15 protein-coding genes, 1 tRNA gene and 1 pseudogene are annotated in these 12982 nt (G+C 65.4%); 5 read left to right on the top strand and 12 right to left on the bottom strand.

Annotated elements, in window-relative coordinates; all coding sequences use genetic code 11:
• The 4 genes from hemW to rph are packed head-to-tail and all read right to left on the bottom strand — an operon-like array spanning position 1 to position 2934.
• Positions 1–1152 (bottom strand): radical SAM family heme chaperone HemW, encoded by a 1152-nt coding sequence (hemW, locus tag GPJ75_RS03030; protein ID WP_163265022.1) that lies wholly within the window; start codon positions 1150–1152, stop codon positions 1–3.
• Entirely contained in the window at positions 1149–1796 is a 648-nt protein-coding gene (gene rdgB, locus GPJ75_RS03025; protein ID WP_163265020.1) for an RdgB/HAM1 family non-canonical purine NTP pyrophosphatase, read from the bottom strand. The genes hemW and rdgB overlap by 4 nt, the downstream gene beginning before the upstream one ends.
• Complete coding sequence (locus GPJ75_RS03020; RefSeq protein WP_163265018.1) at positions 1793–2206, bottom strand: VOC family protein; 414 nt, start codon at positions 2204–2206, stop codon at positions 1793–1795. Before GPJ75_RS03020 ends, rdgB begins: the two co-directional genes overlap by 4 nt.
• Positions 2207–2217: 11 nt before the next feature.
• A complete protein-coding gene (rph, locus tag GPJ75_RS03015) occupies positions 2218–2934 on the bottom strand; it encodes a ribonuclease PH (RefSeq protein ID WP_163265016.1) in 717 nt (238 codons plus the stop codon).
• A gap of 156 nt (positions 2935–3090) precedes the next feature.
• Here rph and hrcA point away from each other — a divergent pair, with 156 nt between their 5' ends.
• From hrcA to GPJ75_RS02990, 5 genes are all read left to right on the top strand, one after another.
• Positions 3091–4161: a heat-inducible transcriptional repressor HrcA gene (hrcA, locus tag GPJ75_RS03010; RefSeq protein WP_163265014.1), complete on the top strand. Its 1071-nt coding sequence runs from the start codon at positions 3091–3093 to the stop codon at positions 4159–4161.
• 19 nt (positions 4162–4180) lie between these two features.
• Positions 4181–4477 (top strand): putative quinol monooxygenase, encoded by a 297-nt coding sequence (locus GPJ75_RS03005; RefSeq protein ID WP_159593837.1) that lies wholly within the window; start codon positions 4181–4183, stop codon positions 4475–4477.
• 79 nt (positions 4478–4556) lie between these two features.
• Positions 4557–5231, top strand: coding sequence for a nucleotide exchange factor GrpE (gene grpE, locus GPJ75_RS03000; protein ID WP_163265012.1), 675 nt, complete (start codon positions 4557–4559; stop codon positions 5229–5231).
• Between the two features lie 188 nt (positions 5232–5419).
• Complete coding sequence (locus tag GPJ75_RS02995) at positions 5420–6187, top strand: SDR family NAD(P)-dependent oxidoreductase (protein WP_163265010.1); 768 nt, start codon at positions 5420–5422, stop codon at positions 6185–6187.
• Positions 6184–7062: an SMP-30/gluconolactonase/LRE family protein gene (locus GPJ75_RS02990; RefSeq protein WP_163265008.1), complete on the top strand. Its 879-nt coding sequence runs from the start codon at positions 6184–6186 to the stop codon at positions 7060–7062. The genes GPJ75_RS02995 and GPJ75_RS02990 overlap by 4 nt, the downstream gene beginning before the upstream one ends.
• Before the next feature lie 3 nt (positions 7063–7065).
• Here the strand turns inward: GPJ75_RS02990 and GPJ75_RS02985 are convergent, their stop codons facing one another.
• The 8 genes and pseudogenes from GPJ75_RS02985 to GPJ75_RS02950 form a co-directional block, all read right to left on the bottom strand.
• Positions 7066–7425 carry a septal ring lytic transglycosylase RlpA family protein gene (locus GPJ75_RS02985; protein WP_163265006.1) on the bottom strand — a complete coding sequence of 120 codons (360 nt, stop codon included), beginning with the start codon at positions 7423–7425 and terminating at the stop codon, positions 7066–7068.
• Between the two features lie 115 nt (positions 7426–7540).
• A pseudogene (locus GPJ75_RS02980) lies at positions 7541–7794 on the bottom strand (GIY-YIG nuclease family protein).
• A 110-nt stretch (positions 7795–7904) separates the two neighbouring features.
• A tRNA-Leu gene (locus GPJ75_RS02975) sits at positions 7905–7989 on the bottom strand.
• Between the two features lie 84 nt (positions 7990–8073).
• Positions 8074–8694: a 2,3-bisphosphoglycerate-dependent phosphoglycerate mutase gene (locus GPJ75_RS02970; protein WP_163265004.1), complete on the bottom strand. Its 621-nt coding sequence runs from the start codon at positions 8692–8694 to the stop codon at positions 8074–8076.
• 41 nt (positions 8695–8735) lie between these two features.
• Entirely contained in the window at positions 8736–9548 is an 813-nt protein-coding gene (gene dapB, locus GPJ75_RS02965; RefSeq protein WP_163265002.1) for a 4-hydroxy-tetrahydrodipicolinate reductase, read from the bottom strand.
• Positions 9548–11404 (bottom strand): ABC transporter ATP-binding protein, encoded by a 1857-nt coding sequence (locus GPJ75_RS02960; protein WP_246248890.1) that lies wholly within the window; start codon positions 11402–11404, stop codon positions 9548–9550. Before GPJ75_RS02960 ends, dapB begins: the two co-directional genes overlap by 1 nt.
• 121 nt (positions 11405–11525) lie before the next feature.
• Positions 11526–12551 carry a glucokinase gene (locus GPJ75_RS02955; RefSeq protein WP_163265000.1) on the bottom strand — a complete coding sequence of 342 codons (1026 nt, stop codon included), beginning with the start codon at positions 12549–12551 and terminating at the stop codon, positions 11526–11528.
• Positions 12552–12563: 12 nt separating this feature from the next.
• Entirely contained in the window at positions 12564–12962 is a 399-nt protein-coding gene (locus GPJ75_RS02950) for a methylglyoxal synthase (RefSeq protein WP_163264998.1), read from the bottom strand.
• Positions 12963–12982 lie beyond the last annotated feature (20 nt).

The raw sequence follows: 12982 nt of genomic DNA, 5'->3' as shown, positions 1-12982 counted from the left end.
TTAACGGGCCAGATCGGCCACCAGCGCGTCGAGCACCACCATGCCGGCCGGCGTGGCGCGCAGGCGGGAATTGCCGAGAGGCGTCACCAAGCCTTCCTCGCGCAGGATCGTCACCCTCTCCGGCGCCAATGCATGGCCTGAAAGCTGTTCGTAGCGCAGAAGATCGATGCCCTCCGCGAGCCGCAGCCCCATCAGCAGGAACTCGTCCGCTTCTTCCTCACGCGTCAGCATTTCGCCGCCGCAGACACCCGTCCCCTTCGCCTCCACGAGATCAAGCCAGGTCTCCGGCACCTTCTCTGTGAAGGTGACGACACGCCGCCCCTCCTCGATGAAGCGTCCGTGGGCGCCCGGCCCCGCGCCGACATATTCGCCGTAGCGCCAGTAGATGAGGTTGTGACGGCTTTCAGCGCCCGGCTTGGCGTGGTTGGATATCTCATAGGCCGGCAGGCCCCGCGCCACCGTCACCTCCTGCGTCGCCTCGTATAGGTCGGCTGCCAGATCCGCATCGGGCACGGGAAGCTTGCCTGCCTTGTGCAGGGCGAAGAACGGCGTGCCTTCCTCGATGGTGAGCTGGTAGAGCGACAGGTGGTCGGCAGCGTGGCCGATGGCCTGTTCGAGCTCCGCCGTCCACGCTTCCACCGTCTGCCCCGGCCGGGCGTAGATCAGGTCGAAGGAAAGGCGCGGGAATGTCTCGCGCGCGAGCCGGATGGCCCGGAGCGCGTCATCCACCGTGTGCAGGCGTCCGAGGAAGCGCAGGTCCTTGTCGTTCAGCGCCTGCACGCCGAGGGAGACGCGGTTGACGCCCGCCGCGCGGTAGCCGCGGAAGCGCTCCGCTTCCACGGAGGAGGGGTTGGCCTCAAGCGTGATCTCGACATCGGGCGGCACGGTCCATTCCGCCGCGATCCTGTCGAGGATGGCGCCCACCGTCTTCGGCTCCATCAGCGAGGGGGTGCCGCCGCCCAGGAAGATGCTGGAGACCGTGCGGGGGCCGGTGCGCTGGCGCATCGTCGCAAGCTCGCGCGCAAACGCGGCGGCGAAGCGCTCCTGGTCCACCGGCCGGTGCCGCACATGGCTGTTGAAGTCGCAATAGGGGCACTTGGCCGCGCAGAAGGGCCAATGCACATAGACCCCGAAGCTCGGACCTTCGTTCATGAGACACCTAGACGCGCTTGCGCGAACTTCTGGAAGGCGCGCGCCCGGTGCGACAGCGCGTGCGCTTTGCCGGGCTTCCAGCCGTGCTTCTCCTGCGCCGTCATCTCGCCGAAGGTGGTGGCGAAGCCGTCCGGCTGGAAAACGGGGTCGTAGCCGAAGCCAAGGTCACCACGCGGCGGCCACACCAGATGGCCTTCCACCTCGCCGCGATAGTATTCCGCTTCGCCGTCGGGGAAACACAGGCACAGCACGGCGACGAAGCGCGCGCGGCGCTCCTGGGGCGTCATGGCGCCCTTCTCGCGCAGGAGCTTCTCCACCTTGTCCATGGCGACGCGGAAGTCGCGGCCGCCGTCCGGCAGGGTTGCCCAGTCGGCGGTGTAGACGCCGGGCGCCCCGCCGAGTGCGTCGGCGCACATGCCCGAATCGTCGGAAAGGGCGGGTAGGCCGGTGGCCCTGGCGGCCGCATGGGCCTTGATATAGGCGTTCTCCTCGAAGGCCGTGCCTGTCTCCTCGGGTTCCGGCAGGCCGAGCTCGGCAGCCGAGCGCACATGGTAGCCGAACGGCTCCAGGAGGCCGGCGAACTCGTTCAGCTTTCCCTTGTTGTGGCTGGCGAGGACGAACTGCCTGTCTTCGATGTCTCTCAAGAAAGCCCCCAGATGCGCGGTTCGGCGAATTCGAGCGAATTGCCGAACGGATCACGAAAATAGATCGACCGTCCTCCGTTCGGCCACTCGAAATCCGCCTCGACGGCGATGCCCGCCGCCTCGAGGCGCTCCCTCCACGCCTCGATCTCCTCGGCGCCGGCGGCGAAGCAGAGATGCCCTTCGCCGCGCGCGCCGTGCGGCGGCACGGGCAGCCGTGCGCCAGGCGCCGGCGGCACCTCGGTCGCGTCGGGATTGAACAGAAGCACCACGGCGTTGCCGCAACGGAAGAAGACGTGGCGGCCTTCCGCCTTGGCGATGCGCTCCAGGCCCAGCACTTCGCCGTAGAAGCGCTCGGCCTCCCTGAGATCGCTCACATAGAGCGCCGCTTCGAGTATGGCCGCCGGTTGCATGCCAAATGCCCTCAGGAAACCGCCATCTTCTGCAGTTCCACCAGCCGCGAGATACCCGTCTTGGCGAGCGCCAGCAGCGCCTGGAACTGCTCTTCGGAAAAGGGCTCGCCCTCCGCCGTGCCCTGGATCTCAACGATGCCGCCCTTGCCAGTCATGACGAAATTGGCATCCGTCGCCGCCGCCGAATCTTCGGCGTAGTCGAGGTCGAGCACCGGCGTGTCTTCGTAGATGCCGCAGGAGATGGCGGCCACGTGGTCCTTCAGCACCCGCTCGACGGAGATCATGTGCCGCGCCTGCATCCAGGACAGGCAGTCGTGCAGCGCCACGAAGCCGCCGGTGATCGCCGCCGTGCGCGTGCCGCCATCGGCCTGCAGCACGTCGCAGTCCACCGTGATCTGCATCTCGCCCAGTGCCTTCAGGTCGACCACCGAGCGCAGGCTGCGGCCGATGAGGCGCTGGATCTCCAGGGTGCGTCCGCCCTGCTTGCCGGAGGACGCCTCGCGACGCATGCGGTCACCCGTCGAGCGTGGCAGCATGCCGTATTCGGCCGTCACCCAGCCCTTGCCGGAGTTGCGCAGCCAGGACGGCACCTTCTCCTCCAGGCTTGCCGTGCACAGAACTTGCGTGTCGCCAAACTTGACGAGGCACGAGCCTTCGGCGTGCTTGGAGATGCCGCGCTCGAAGCTGATGGCGCGCATTTCGTCCGATTGCCGTTTCGATGGTCGCATGGTGTCGCGCCTCTGGCTGTTGGGTGGGTTCAGATCGTGCGCGGCTTGTAGCTTTTGAGGCCGGCGGACGCAAAGGAAAACCGTGCCGATGCCTCGTCAAGAGGAGTTGTGTTCCCCTCTCGTCCCCTTATATTCCGGCAAGGAGGCAGACGACGCATGACCAAGCCTGTCGCGGACCAAACACTGCAGACGCTCGATGCTCGCTCGCGCGACATCTTCCGCCTTATCGTCGAATCCTATCTGCGCGAGGGCGATCCCCTGGGTTCGCGCAATCTTTCGCGCCTCCTGCCGACACAGCTCTCACCGGCCACCGTGCGCAACGTGATGAGCGACCTGGAGCATCTGGGCCTCATCTACGCACCGCACGTCTCCGCCGGGCGGCTGCCCACCCAGCAGGGCCTGCGCTTCTTCGTCGACGCCTTCATGGAGATCGGCGACCTTTCGGAAGAGGAACGCCAGGTCATCGAGGCGCAGGTGACGACAGCGGGCAAGAGCCAGTCGCTGGAGCATATGCTGACCGAGGCAAGCCAGATGCTCTCGGGCCTGTCGCGCGGTGCCGGCCTCGTGCTCGCCGCCAAGGCCGAGACGCCGCTGAAGCATATCGAGTTCATCCAGCTCGAGCCGCGAAAGGCGCTCGCCGTGCTCGTCTCGCAGAACGGCGACGTGGAAAACCGCGTCATCGACCTGCCGCCGGGCGTGACCGCCTCGCAGCTCACCGAAGCCTCTAATTTCCTGAACGCCCACATCCGCGGCCGCACGCTGGCCGAGGCGCGGGCCGAGATGGAGCGGTTGAAGGAGGAGACACGCGCCGCGCTCGACACGCTATCCCAATCGCTGGTCGAACAGGGGCTTGCGGTGTGGGCAGGGCAGGACAGCGACGTTCCGGCCAGGCTGATCGTGCGCGGCCGGGCGAACCTATTGGAGAACGTGACGGCACAGGCCGACATCGAGCTTCTGCGCCACCTCTTCCAGGACCTGGAGACCAAGGAAGGGCTGATCCAGCTTCTGGAGCTGGCCGAGGAAGGGCCCGGCGTTCGCATCTTCATCGGCTCGGAGAACAAGCTCTTCTCGCTCTCCGGCTCCTCGCTGGTGGTGGCCCCCTATCACGACCAGGACTCGCGCATTATCGGGGCTCTCGGCATCATCGGGCCGACCCGGCTCAACTACGCGCGCATCGTGCCGATGGTGGACTATACGGCGCAGCTCGTCGGACGGATGCTGCGGTAGAGATGACACGGGAGGGACAATGTTCGGTCTGATCGGCAAGATGCGCGCGCAGCCGGAAAAGCGGGACGCGCTCATCGATATCCTCCTGGCCTCAACGGCGGAAATGCCCGGTTGTCTCAGCTATGTGGTCGCCAGGGACGAGACGGACGAAGATGCGATCTGGATCACGGAAGTGTGGGATGACGAAGAAAGCCACAAGGCATCGCTCTCACTGCCCGAAGTGCAGGAAGCGATCGGCAAGGCACGTCCGCTGATCGCCGGTTTCGATTCGCATGTCCGCACGCTTCCCGTCGGCGGTGCCGGCCTTCCCGGCTGAACGGAACCGTTCCCCCCTTGATTTTGCGGCTCCAAACCTCGATATCCGGCCCGATTTCCGAGAAAAAGACGGACAGGCAATGAATACGCATCCAAAGGACGACAACGCACCGGAAAACGCAGAGCCCAGGGACCAGGCGAGCGCAGCCGAAACAGCCCATGAGGCGCCCGCCGGAGGCGAGAGCAACGATGCAGGAGTGTCCGAGGCGGATGTGCTGGTGCGCCTGGCCGAGGAGAACGAGGAATTGAAGGAACGTGCGCTGCGGCTCGCCGCCGAGATGGACAATCTGCGCAAGCGCACCCAGCGCGACGTGGCCGAGGCTCGCAGCTTCGGCATCGCCAACTTCGCGCGTGACATGCTCAACGTCTCGGACAATCTTCAACGCGCGCTAGAAGCCGTACCGGCGGAGGCGCGCGAGGCAGCCGAGCCTGGCCTCAAGGCGCTGGTCGAAGGCGTCGAGATGACCGAGCGCGCCATGCTCTCGGCGCTGGAGCGCCACGGGGTCAAGCGCATCGAGCCCAACGGCGAGAAATTCGACCCGCATTTCCACCAGGCCATGTTCGAGGTGCAGAATGCGGAGGTGCCGGCCAACACGGTCGTCCAGGTGGTGCAGACAGGCTATGTGATCGGCGAGCGCGTGCTGCGGCCGGCCATGGTCGGTGTTGCCAAGGGAGGGCCGAAGGGCGGCGAGGCGACCGCAGACGCGAAGGAAGGCAGCGAGGCCGGCACTGGCCCGCAGGATTCCGCATCCTGAGGCGGAAGCCAATCGAGCCGGGATTGGCCGTTGCCGTTAGCCGGGACGTAGTGTGCGGCTAGAGCAATTCCAGGCAAAGTGGAAACCGTTTTTCCGTCCGGAATTGCGAAAGAATTAGACTAGTTCATCGATTCCGTAAAACGATGAACGGGTCTAAGTTTGCGCCAACGGAAGGGGCCGCTTCATCCATGATGCCGACAGAACGATTTCCCGATCTCGAAGAGGCGTCGGTGCTGATCACCGGCGGCGGTTCGGGCATCGGTGCCGCGCTCACGGAAGGTTTCCTGCGCCAGGGTGCGCGGGTGGCCTTCATCGACATCGCCGATGAGGAAAGCCAGGCGCTTTGCGACCGGCTGGAGGGGGACCTCGGTCGCAGACCGCTTTTCCTCCATGCCGACCTGCGCGACATCGAGGCGCTGCGCAAGGCGGTTTCCGAGGCGGCCAAGGCGCATGGGCCGGTCTCGGTTCTCGTCAACAATGCCGCGTGGGACGACCGCCACAGCGTTGAGGACGTCACGCCCGACTACTGGGACAATAACCAGGCGATCAACCTGCGCCCGCAGTTCTTCGCCGTGCAGGCGGTGGTGCCGGGCATGAAGGCGGCCGGCGGCGGCGCCATCGTCAACTTCACCTCCATCTCCTATATGATCAACCAGGGTGAGATGCCGGCCTACTCGGCCGCCAAGGGCGGCATTGTGGGCCTGACCAAGGGGCTTGCCGGCGCGCTTGGTCCCCACGGCATCCGCGTCAACGCGATTGCGCCCGGCTGGGTGATCACGGAACGGCAGAAGAGGCTGTGGGTGACGGAGGAAGGGCTTCAGCACCACATCGCGCGGCAATGCCTCAAGGATACACTGCAGCCGGAGGACATGGTGGGGCCATGCCTCTTCCTCTCCTCCGGACTTTCGCGCGCCGTCACCGCGCAGACACTTATCGTCGATGGAGGAGTGCTATGAGCGATGTCGCGGTTTCGGTTCTTTCGGATACTGCCTGTCGTCTGGGAGAGGGGCCGGCCTATGACGCCCATACCGATACGCTCTTCTGGTTCGATATCCTCGAACGCAAGCTTCTCGAACTGCCGCTGTCGGGCGGGAAAGCGCAGGTGCACGACTTGCCGGTGATGGCGAGCGCGCTGGCACGCGTGGACGAGACACGCCAGCTCCTGGTGACGGAGACGGGCCTGCAGCTTCGCGACAGGGCGTCCGGCGCGCTGGAAATGCTGGCCGAGGTGGAGGCGGACCGCCCGGACATGCGTTCCAACGACGCCCGCCCGCACCCCGCCGGCGCGCTCTGGTTCGGCACCATGGGCAAGACCTCGCAGGAACAGGCCGGCGCCATCTATTGGTTTTTCAAGGGTGAGGTGCGGCGGCTTTTCTCGCACATCACCATCCCCAACTCGATCTGCTTCTCCCCCGACGGCGCCATCGGCTATTTCGCCGATACCCGTGAGAACCGCCTCTACCGCGTTGCCTGCGATCCGGAGACCGGCCTACCCGTGGACGACCCGGTGCTGACCGTGGAAGGCAACGAGATGCCGGGAGGCATCGACGGCTCAGTGATAGACGCCGAAGGCTCGTTGTGGAACGCGCGCTGGGGCGGTGGGCGGCTCGACGCCTGGACGGCACGCGGCGAGCTTATCCGATCGATCCCGCTGCCCGCGCGGCAGGCCACCTGCCCGGTCTTCATCGGCCCCAATGCCGACCGCCTCGCGGTCACCTCGGCCTTCCAGGGAATGGATGAGGCGGCGCGCGAGGCCGATCCGGACGCCGGCAAGACCTTCGTGCTCGACCTTCCCGTCAAAGGTCGGTTCGACCCGCCGGTGCTTTTGTAAGCCTTACTTCGCCGCCTCAAGGCAGACCTGCGTGTGCCCGGCGCCGAGGAAGCCGAGCTTGGAGGCAGCGGCCTTCGACAGGTCGAGAATACGCCCGCGCACGAACGGGCCTCTGTCGTTGATGCGCACGGTGACGGCCCGACCGTTCTTCCGGTTCACCACCTTGACGTTCGTGCCGAAAGGCAGGCTGCGATGGGCGGCCGTCATGGCGGCCGGGTTCATGCGCTCGCCAGAGGCGGTCTTGGAGGTCAGCGCATACCAGGATGCGCTACCGCACTGGGCATGGGCCGCGGCTGGAAGGAAGGCGATGCAGGCCGTGGCTGCAAGGGCGGGCACGGCGCGCCGGCCGAGAAAATCTCTCATGGCTTCGGTAGTCCCCCAAATCCTTTAAATCTTCAGCCGCGCTTAGGGACCAAATGAGGCAGAGAGAGGACGGGGAGGGAGGAATTTGGTCGGGGCGGATTACTATAAATACCCGTCAGATATTTTCTTTTATCAGCCTCTTTTTGGCGAATGCTCGGCCTGAATGCGACTTGAGATATTTTCAAATTCGAGTGCAGTGATTTTGTTGGAGAAGGCACAATACCACATGAGCTGCCAAGGAGCATATTTGGCGGTGTGCTGGGACCTGCCTGTGTTGTGATTGGCAATGCGCTGCTTCAGATTTGCAGTTGCGCCGGTGTATTCTTGTTCTGGGAAAGGTAGGCTGCGGAGGATGTGGACGTACCACATGTGCGTGTCCGGCCCGTCTTCGCTCCGCTTCGCTCCAGCTACGCCGGACACTGCTTCGCTCTAACGGCCAACGCGCGGCTGCGCCACGCGTAGCCCGTAAGGGTGAAGCGTGGTGCCCAGGAGAGGACTCGAACCTCCACGCCTCGCGGCACACGGACCTGAACCGTGCGCGTCTACCAATTCCGCCACCTGGGCTAGGTGCGCTGCCGATGTAAGCGGCGGCGCTTTATGTGTCAACGCGGATTCTGCGATTTTCTCCGGCGGCTCCGCCGCCTGCGCTCAATCCTCCAGGATTTCCTTGGAGGCGACGGTGGAATCGGCGTTGAGGCGGTAGACGATGGGGACGCCGGTGGCGATCTCCATTGCGACGACCTCCTCGCCGCTCAGCCCGTCCAGGGCCATGACGAGCGCGCGCAGCGAGTTGCCGTGGGCACTCACCAGCACTGTCTCGCCGCGCAGCACATGGGGCTGGATGTCGTGCAGGTAATAGGGCCACACGCGGGCACCGGTGTCCCGCAGGCTTTCGCCGCCGGGCGGCTGCACGTCATAGGAGCGGCGCCAGATATGCACCTGCTCCTCGCCCCATTTCTTGCGCGCGTCGTCCTTGTTGAGGCCGGAGAGGTCGCCGTAGTCGCGCTCGTTCAGCGCCTGATCGCAGATGGTCTCAAGGCCCTCCTGGCCGAGCTCGGCGAGGATATGGTCGTTGGTCACCTGCGCACGCGACAGCACCGAGGTGAAGGCGATGTCGGGCTTCAGCCCGTGCGCCTTGATCCTGCGGCCGGCGTCCTTCGCCTCCTCATGGCCTTTCTCGGAAAGGCCGGGATCGCGCCAGCCGGTGAACAGATTCTTCAGGTTCCATTCGCTCTGGCCGTGGCGGACGAGGACGAGGGTTCCGGACATGGTAGCTCCCTTGCAATGTATGAAGATCTAGGCGTGAAGGATCAGGCGAGGCCGAGGACGTCAAGCATGGAATAGAGCCCCGGTTTCTTCTCCCGCGCCCACAGCGCCGCCTTCACGGCGCCACGTGCGAAGATAGTGCGGTCCTCGGCGTTATGGGAGAGGACGATGCGTTCGCCCGTGCCGGCGAGGATGACGGAATGCTCACCCACCACCGAGCCGCCGCGCAAAGTGGCGAAGCCGATCGTGCCGGCCTCGCGCGCGCCCGTGTGGCCGTCGCGCACGCGCACGCTCTTGTCGGCGAGGTCCACACCGCGGCCTTCGGCCGCCGCCGCTCCCAAAAGCAGCGCCGTGCCCGATGGCGCGTCCACTTTGTGGCGGTGGTGCATCTCCAGAATCTCGATGTCGAAATCGGCGGCGTCCAGCGCCTTTGCCGCCTGGCGCACCAGTACCGAGAGCAGGTTGACGCCCAGGCTCATATTGCCCGACTTGACGATGGTGGCGTGGCGGGCCGCCGCCGCGACCGCCGCTTCATCCTCGCCCGAAAGCCCGGTGGTGCCGATGATGTGAGCGATGCGCGCTTGCGCCGCATAGCCGGCAAACTCCACCGTCGCCCGCGGCGCCGTGAAGTCTAGCACGCCGTCGGCCTTGGCGAAGGCAGCCAGCGGATCGTCACTGATCTCGACATTGACGATGCCGATGCCGGCAAGCTCGCCCGCGTCCTTGCCGAGATGCGGCGATCCGGGGCGTTCTATTGCGCCGGCGAGGCAGGCGCCCTCCATCGTGTGGACGGCGCGGATCAGCGTCTGGCCCATGCGGCCGCCTGCGCCCACCACCACCAGACCCATGTCACCCATCAGCGTCGCTCCTCCATCTCCTTCGTTCGAGGTGCCCTCTTCGCCCCGCCACTGTCAACAGGCACCGCTTCCAGAAGGTCATCCGCCTTGTCCGTCTGCATTCGATAGAAGCGGGCATAAATGCCGTGCGGCTTTCGGACCAGGGTGCGGTGCGTACCCTGCTCGACCAGCCTCCCCTCTTCCAAAACAATGATCTGGTCGGCGTTGATGACCGTGGAGAGCCGGTGCGCGATCACTAGGGTAGTGCGCGTCTTCATCACCCGGTCGAGCGCCTGCTGCACCTTGGCCTCCGATTCATTATCGAGCGCAGAGGTGGCCTCGTCGAGGAGCAGGATAGGCGCATTTCGCACGATGGCGCGGGCGATCGACAGGCGCTGCCGCTGGCCGCCCGAAAGGGTGGCGCCGCTCTCCCCCACCAGCGTGTCGTAGCCCTGGGGCTGCCGCAGGATGAATTCTTCCGCGTTGGCGAGCTTTGCCGCTTCATCGATCTCGGCGTCGGTGGCGTCGGGCCGGCCGTAGCGGATGTTGTCGCGGATCGTCCCCTCGAAGAGATAGGGGTGCTGCGAAACGTAGGCGATGGCAGAGCGCAGCGAGTGCTTCGTGACCAGCGAAACGTCTTGCCCGTCGATGGCGATCTTTCCGCCGTCGAGGTCGTGGAAACGCTGCAGTAGGGCAAAGAGCGTCGACTTGCCTGCACCAGAGGGGCCGACGATGGCTGTCGTCTTGCCGGCCTTCGCTTCGAAGGTCACGCCGTGGAGCACCGGCATGTGCTCGGCGTAGGAAAACCGTACACCGTCGAAGGAGACGTTGCCTTCGGCGATCTTGAGCGGCTTGGCGCCGGGCGCGTCTCCCTGCTGCGGTTCGAGATCGAGAATCTCGTAGATCATGCGCGCATTGACCAACGCCCGCTCGATGCTCACTTGCACGCGCGCCAGCTTGCGCGCTGGGTCATAGGCCAGAAGCAATGCGGTGATGAAGGCGAAGATGGAGCCGGGCGGCTCCGCATGCGCCGCCGCGCGCCAGCCCGCATAGGCGAGGACGGCGGCGATGGCGAAGCCTGCCAGAATTTCAGTGATGGGTGCTAGCCGCTCGGAAACGCGGGCGATCTTGTTGGAGCGCGCTTCCGCGTTCCGAATCAACCCGGCCAGCTTGCCGGCCAGCACATCCTCCATGGTGAAGGCCTTGATGATGGCAATGCCCTGGACCGATTCCTGCATGGCGCCCAGGAGCCGAGAGTTGATCTCCACGGCCTCCCGCGTAACACGCCTTAGCCGCCGCATCAGGTAGTTGACCGCGTAGACCAGCGGCGGCCCGACGACAAAGGCGACGAGAGACAAGAGCGGGTCCATGACCACCATCACGGTCACCAGGCCGGCGAGGGAGACCAGATCGCGCGCGAACGCCGCAAGGGTCAGGTTGAGGAGATCGCGGATGCCGGTGATGTTCTGGCTGATCTGTGCGGCAAGCTGACCGGAGCGTGTGGCGGTGAAGAAGCCGATGTCGAGCCGCATCAGGTGTTCGAACATACGGCGCTGATAGCGGGCGACGATGTTGTTGCCCACTTGTGCCAGGAGCACCGACTGCCCATAGGTGGCGAAGCCGCGGATCGTGAAGGCAACGATGATCGCCAGCGCGATCCAGTAAACGAGCCCCCAGCGCTGCTGGTAGAAGACTTCATCGATGATGTCGCGCATGATCCAGGCGCTGAAGGCGGTGGTGGCGGCGATCGCCAGCATGCATAGCGCGGCAATACTGTATTGGGGGATGAAGTCGCGACCGTTTTCCGCCAGCACGCGACGGATGACGGCGATCACTTCACCGGGTTCGGGCGCGGTCTTGCTTTTCTTGCCGGACAATGAGCATCCGTTGTCGCTGCGGCGGCCATGGGCCGGGTTCACTCGGGTTCTGGCAGCCTATGCCCCATCGACCGCGCGCATGCAATCATCAATACCGGCCGGAAGCCGTGTGCACAGGCCGTCACGCCCTCCAGCGACGGCCCGCCGTCTCAACGCCGAAGCGTGCCGGTGTGCGCGCGTAGGCCGCAAGGCCGGTGAGCGCGGCCATGGGATGGGTGATGACATAGACCGGCATGGAGGCCAGGAGCTGGCTGTGCGGCGCCTTGTCCTCGAAGGCGGCGCGGAACTTGCCATTCTTCAACGCCGGCACGATCTTCTGGGCGATGCCGCCGGTCAGGAAAACGCCGCCGCGGCTCATGAATATGAGCCCGAGGTCGCCGGCGAGCCGGCCCAGATAGGTGACGAAAAGATCGAGCGCCTCGACCGCCATGGTGTCGCTGTGGTCGAGCGCGGCGCTGGTGATCTCGGCCGGGGTTGAAAACCGGGCCTCCTTGCTGTCGGCGCCGGCGATCGCGCGGTAGAGATTGACCAGCCCGCGCCCGCACAGGATCTGCTCCGCCGAAATGCGCCCCTCGATGGCCTCCAGATGTGGGAAGATTTCGTTATCGCGGGCCGTGCGCGGGCCGAGATCGACATGCCCACCCTCGCCGGGCACGGGTATCCAAGTGCGGTGCCCGTGCACAAGCCCCGCCACGCCGAGACCTGTGCCCGGCCCCAGCACGACACGGCTGCCGACGGTCTCGGCCTCGCCGCCGCCGATCTTTTCCAGATGTTCTTCGCCGAGCGCCACGACGGCGAGCGCTTGCGCCTCGAAATCGTTGAGCACGACGACATCGCCGAAGCCCATGGTCTCCATCATCTGGCGTGGCCGTACCACCCAATCGCAATTGGTGAGGTCGATCTCGTCGCCGTCCACCGGGCCCGCCACGGCCAGCACGGCCGAGCGCGGCAGGAGGTGGGTCTGGTCGAGAATGGCGCTCTGGATCGCCTCGTCCAATGTCGCATAGTCGGCCGTCTGCACGACCGGGAATTCCTTCGGCTCGGCATAGGAATCGACGACGATGGCGAAGCGGGCGTTGGTTCCGCCGATATCGCCGATGAGAATTGGGAAGTCGAGCACCCTGTCGGAATCGCTTGGATAAGGCATCGTTCCTACTGACTATCTTCCTGGCGCGGGCGTGCTCGCGCCTTCCTGTTCCAAAATGGCTTCCGCGGTGGCGCGATTGAGCGCCATGGGAATATCATACACGATCGCCAGCCGCATGAGCGCCTTGACATCGACATCGTGCGGCATCGGCGTCAGCGGGTCGACGAAGAAGATCACCAGGTCGACACCGCGCTCGGCGATCATTGCACCTATCTGCTGGTCGCCGCCCAGCGGCCCGCTCTTCAGACACCTGATCTTCAGATCGGGGCACGCCTTGGAGACACGCCCACCGGTGGTGCCCGTGGCGACCAACTCGCAAGCGGCTAGGTACGCCCGGTGATCGCGGGCGAAGGCCACCATGTCGTCCTTCTTCTGGTCGTGCGCGATGAGCGCGACGCGTCGCCGGTTCAAGTCTCTCACCAAGCCGGGAA

The organism is Chelativorans alearensis (assembly GCF_010993735.1).
Classification (GTDB): Bacteria; Pseudomonadota; Alphaproteobacteria; order Rhizobiales; family Rhizobiaceae; genus Chelativorans; species Chelativorans alearense.
The sequence above is the reverse complement of the archived record's forward strand: the minus strand, read 5'-3'. Positions and strand labels throughout refer to the sequence as shown.

Bases quoted from the DNA above. Each gene is read 5' to 3' on its own strand.
- GPJ75_RS02995 (WP_163265010.1), top strand. From the start codon at position 5,420: ATGATGCCGACAGAACGATTTCCCGATCTCGAAGAGGCGTCGGTGCTG.
- rph (WP_163265016.1), bottom strand. From the start codon at position 2,934: ATGCGACCATCGAAACGGCAATCGGACGAAATGCGCGCCATCAGCTTC.
- GPJ75_RS02955 (WP_163265000.1), bottom strand. From the start codon at position 12,551: ATGCCTTATCCAAGCGATTCCGACAGGGTGCTCGACTTCCCAATTCTC.
- hrcA (WP_163265014.1), top strand. From the start codon at position 3,091: ATGACCAAGCCTGTCGCGGACCAAACACTGCAGACGCTCGATGCTCGC.
- GPJ75_RS03005 (WP_159593837.1), top strand. From the start codon at position 4,181: ATGTTCGGTCTGATCGGCAAGATGCGCGCGCAGCCGGAAAAGCGGGAC.
- grpE (WP_163265012.1), top strand. From the start codon at position 4,557: ATGAATACGCATCCAAAGGACGACAACGCACCGGAAAACGCAGAGCCC.
- GPJ75_RS02970 (WP_163265004.1), bottom strand. From the start codon at position 8,694: ATGTCCGGAACCCTCGTCCTCGTCCGCCACGGCCAGAGCGAATGGAAC.
- dapB (WP_163265002.1), bottom strand. From the start codon at position 9,548: ATGGGTGACATGGGTCTGGTGGTGGTGGGCGCAGGCGGCCGCATGGGC.
- hemW (WP_163265022.1), bottom strand. From the start codon at position 1,152: ATGAACGAAGGTCCGAGCTTCGGGGTCTATGTGCATTGGCCCTTCTGC.
- GPJ75_RS02985 (WP_163265006.1), bottom strand. From the start codon at position 7,425: ATGAGAGATTTTCTCGGCCGGCGCGCCGTGCCCGCCCTTGCAGCCACG.
- GPJ75_RS02990 (WP_163265008.1), top strand. From the start codon at position 6,184: ATGAGCGATGTCGCGGTTTCGGTTCTTTCGGATACTGCCTGTCGTCTG.
- GPJ75_RS03020 (WP_163265018.1), bottom strand. From the start codon at position 2,206: ATGCAACCGGCGGCCATACTCGAAGCGGCGCTCTATGTGAGCGATCTC.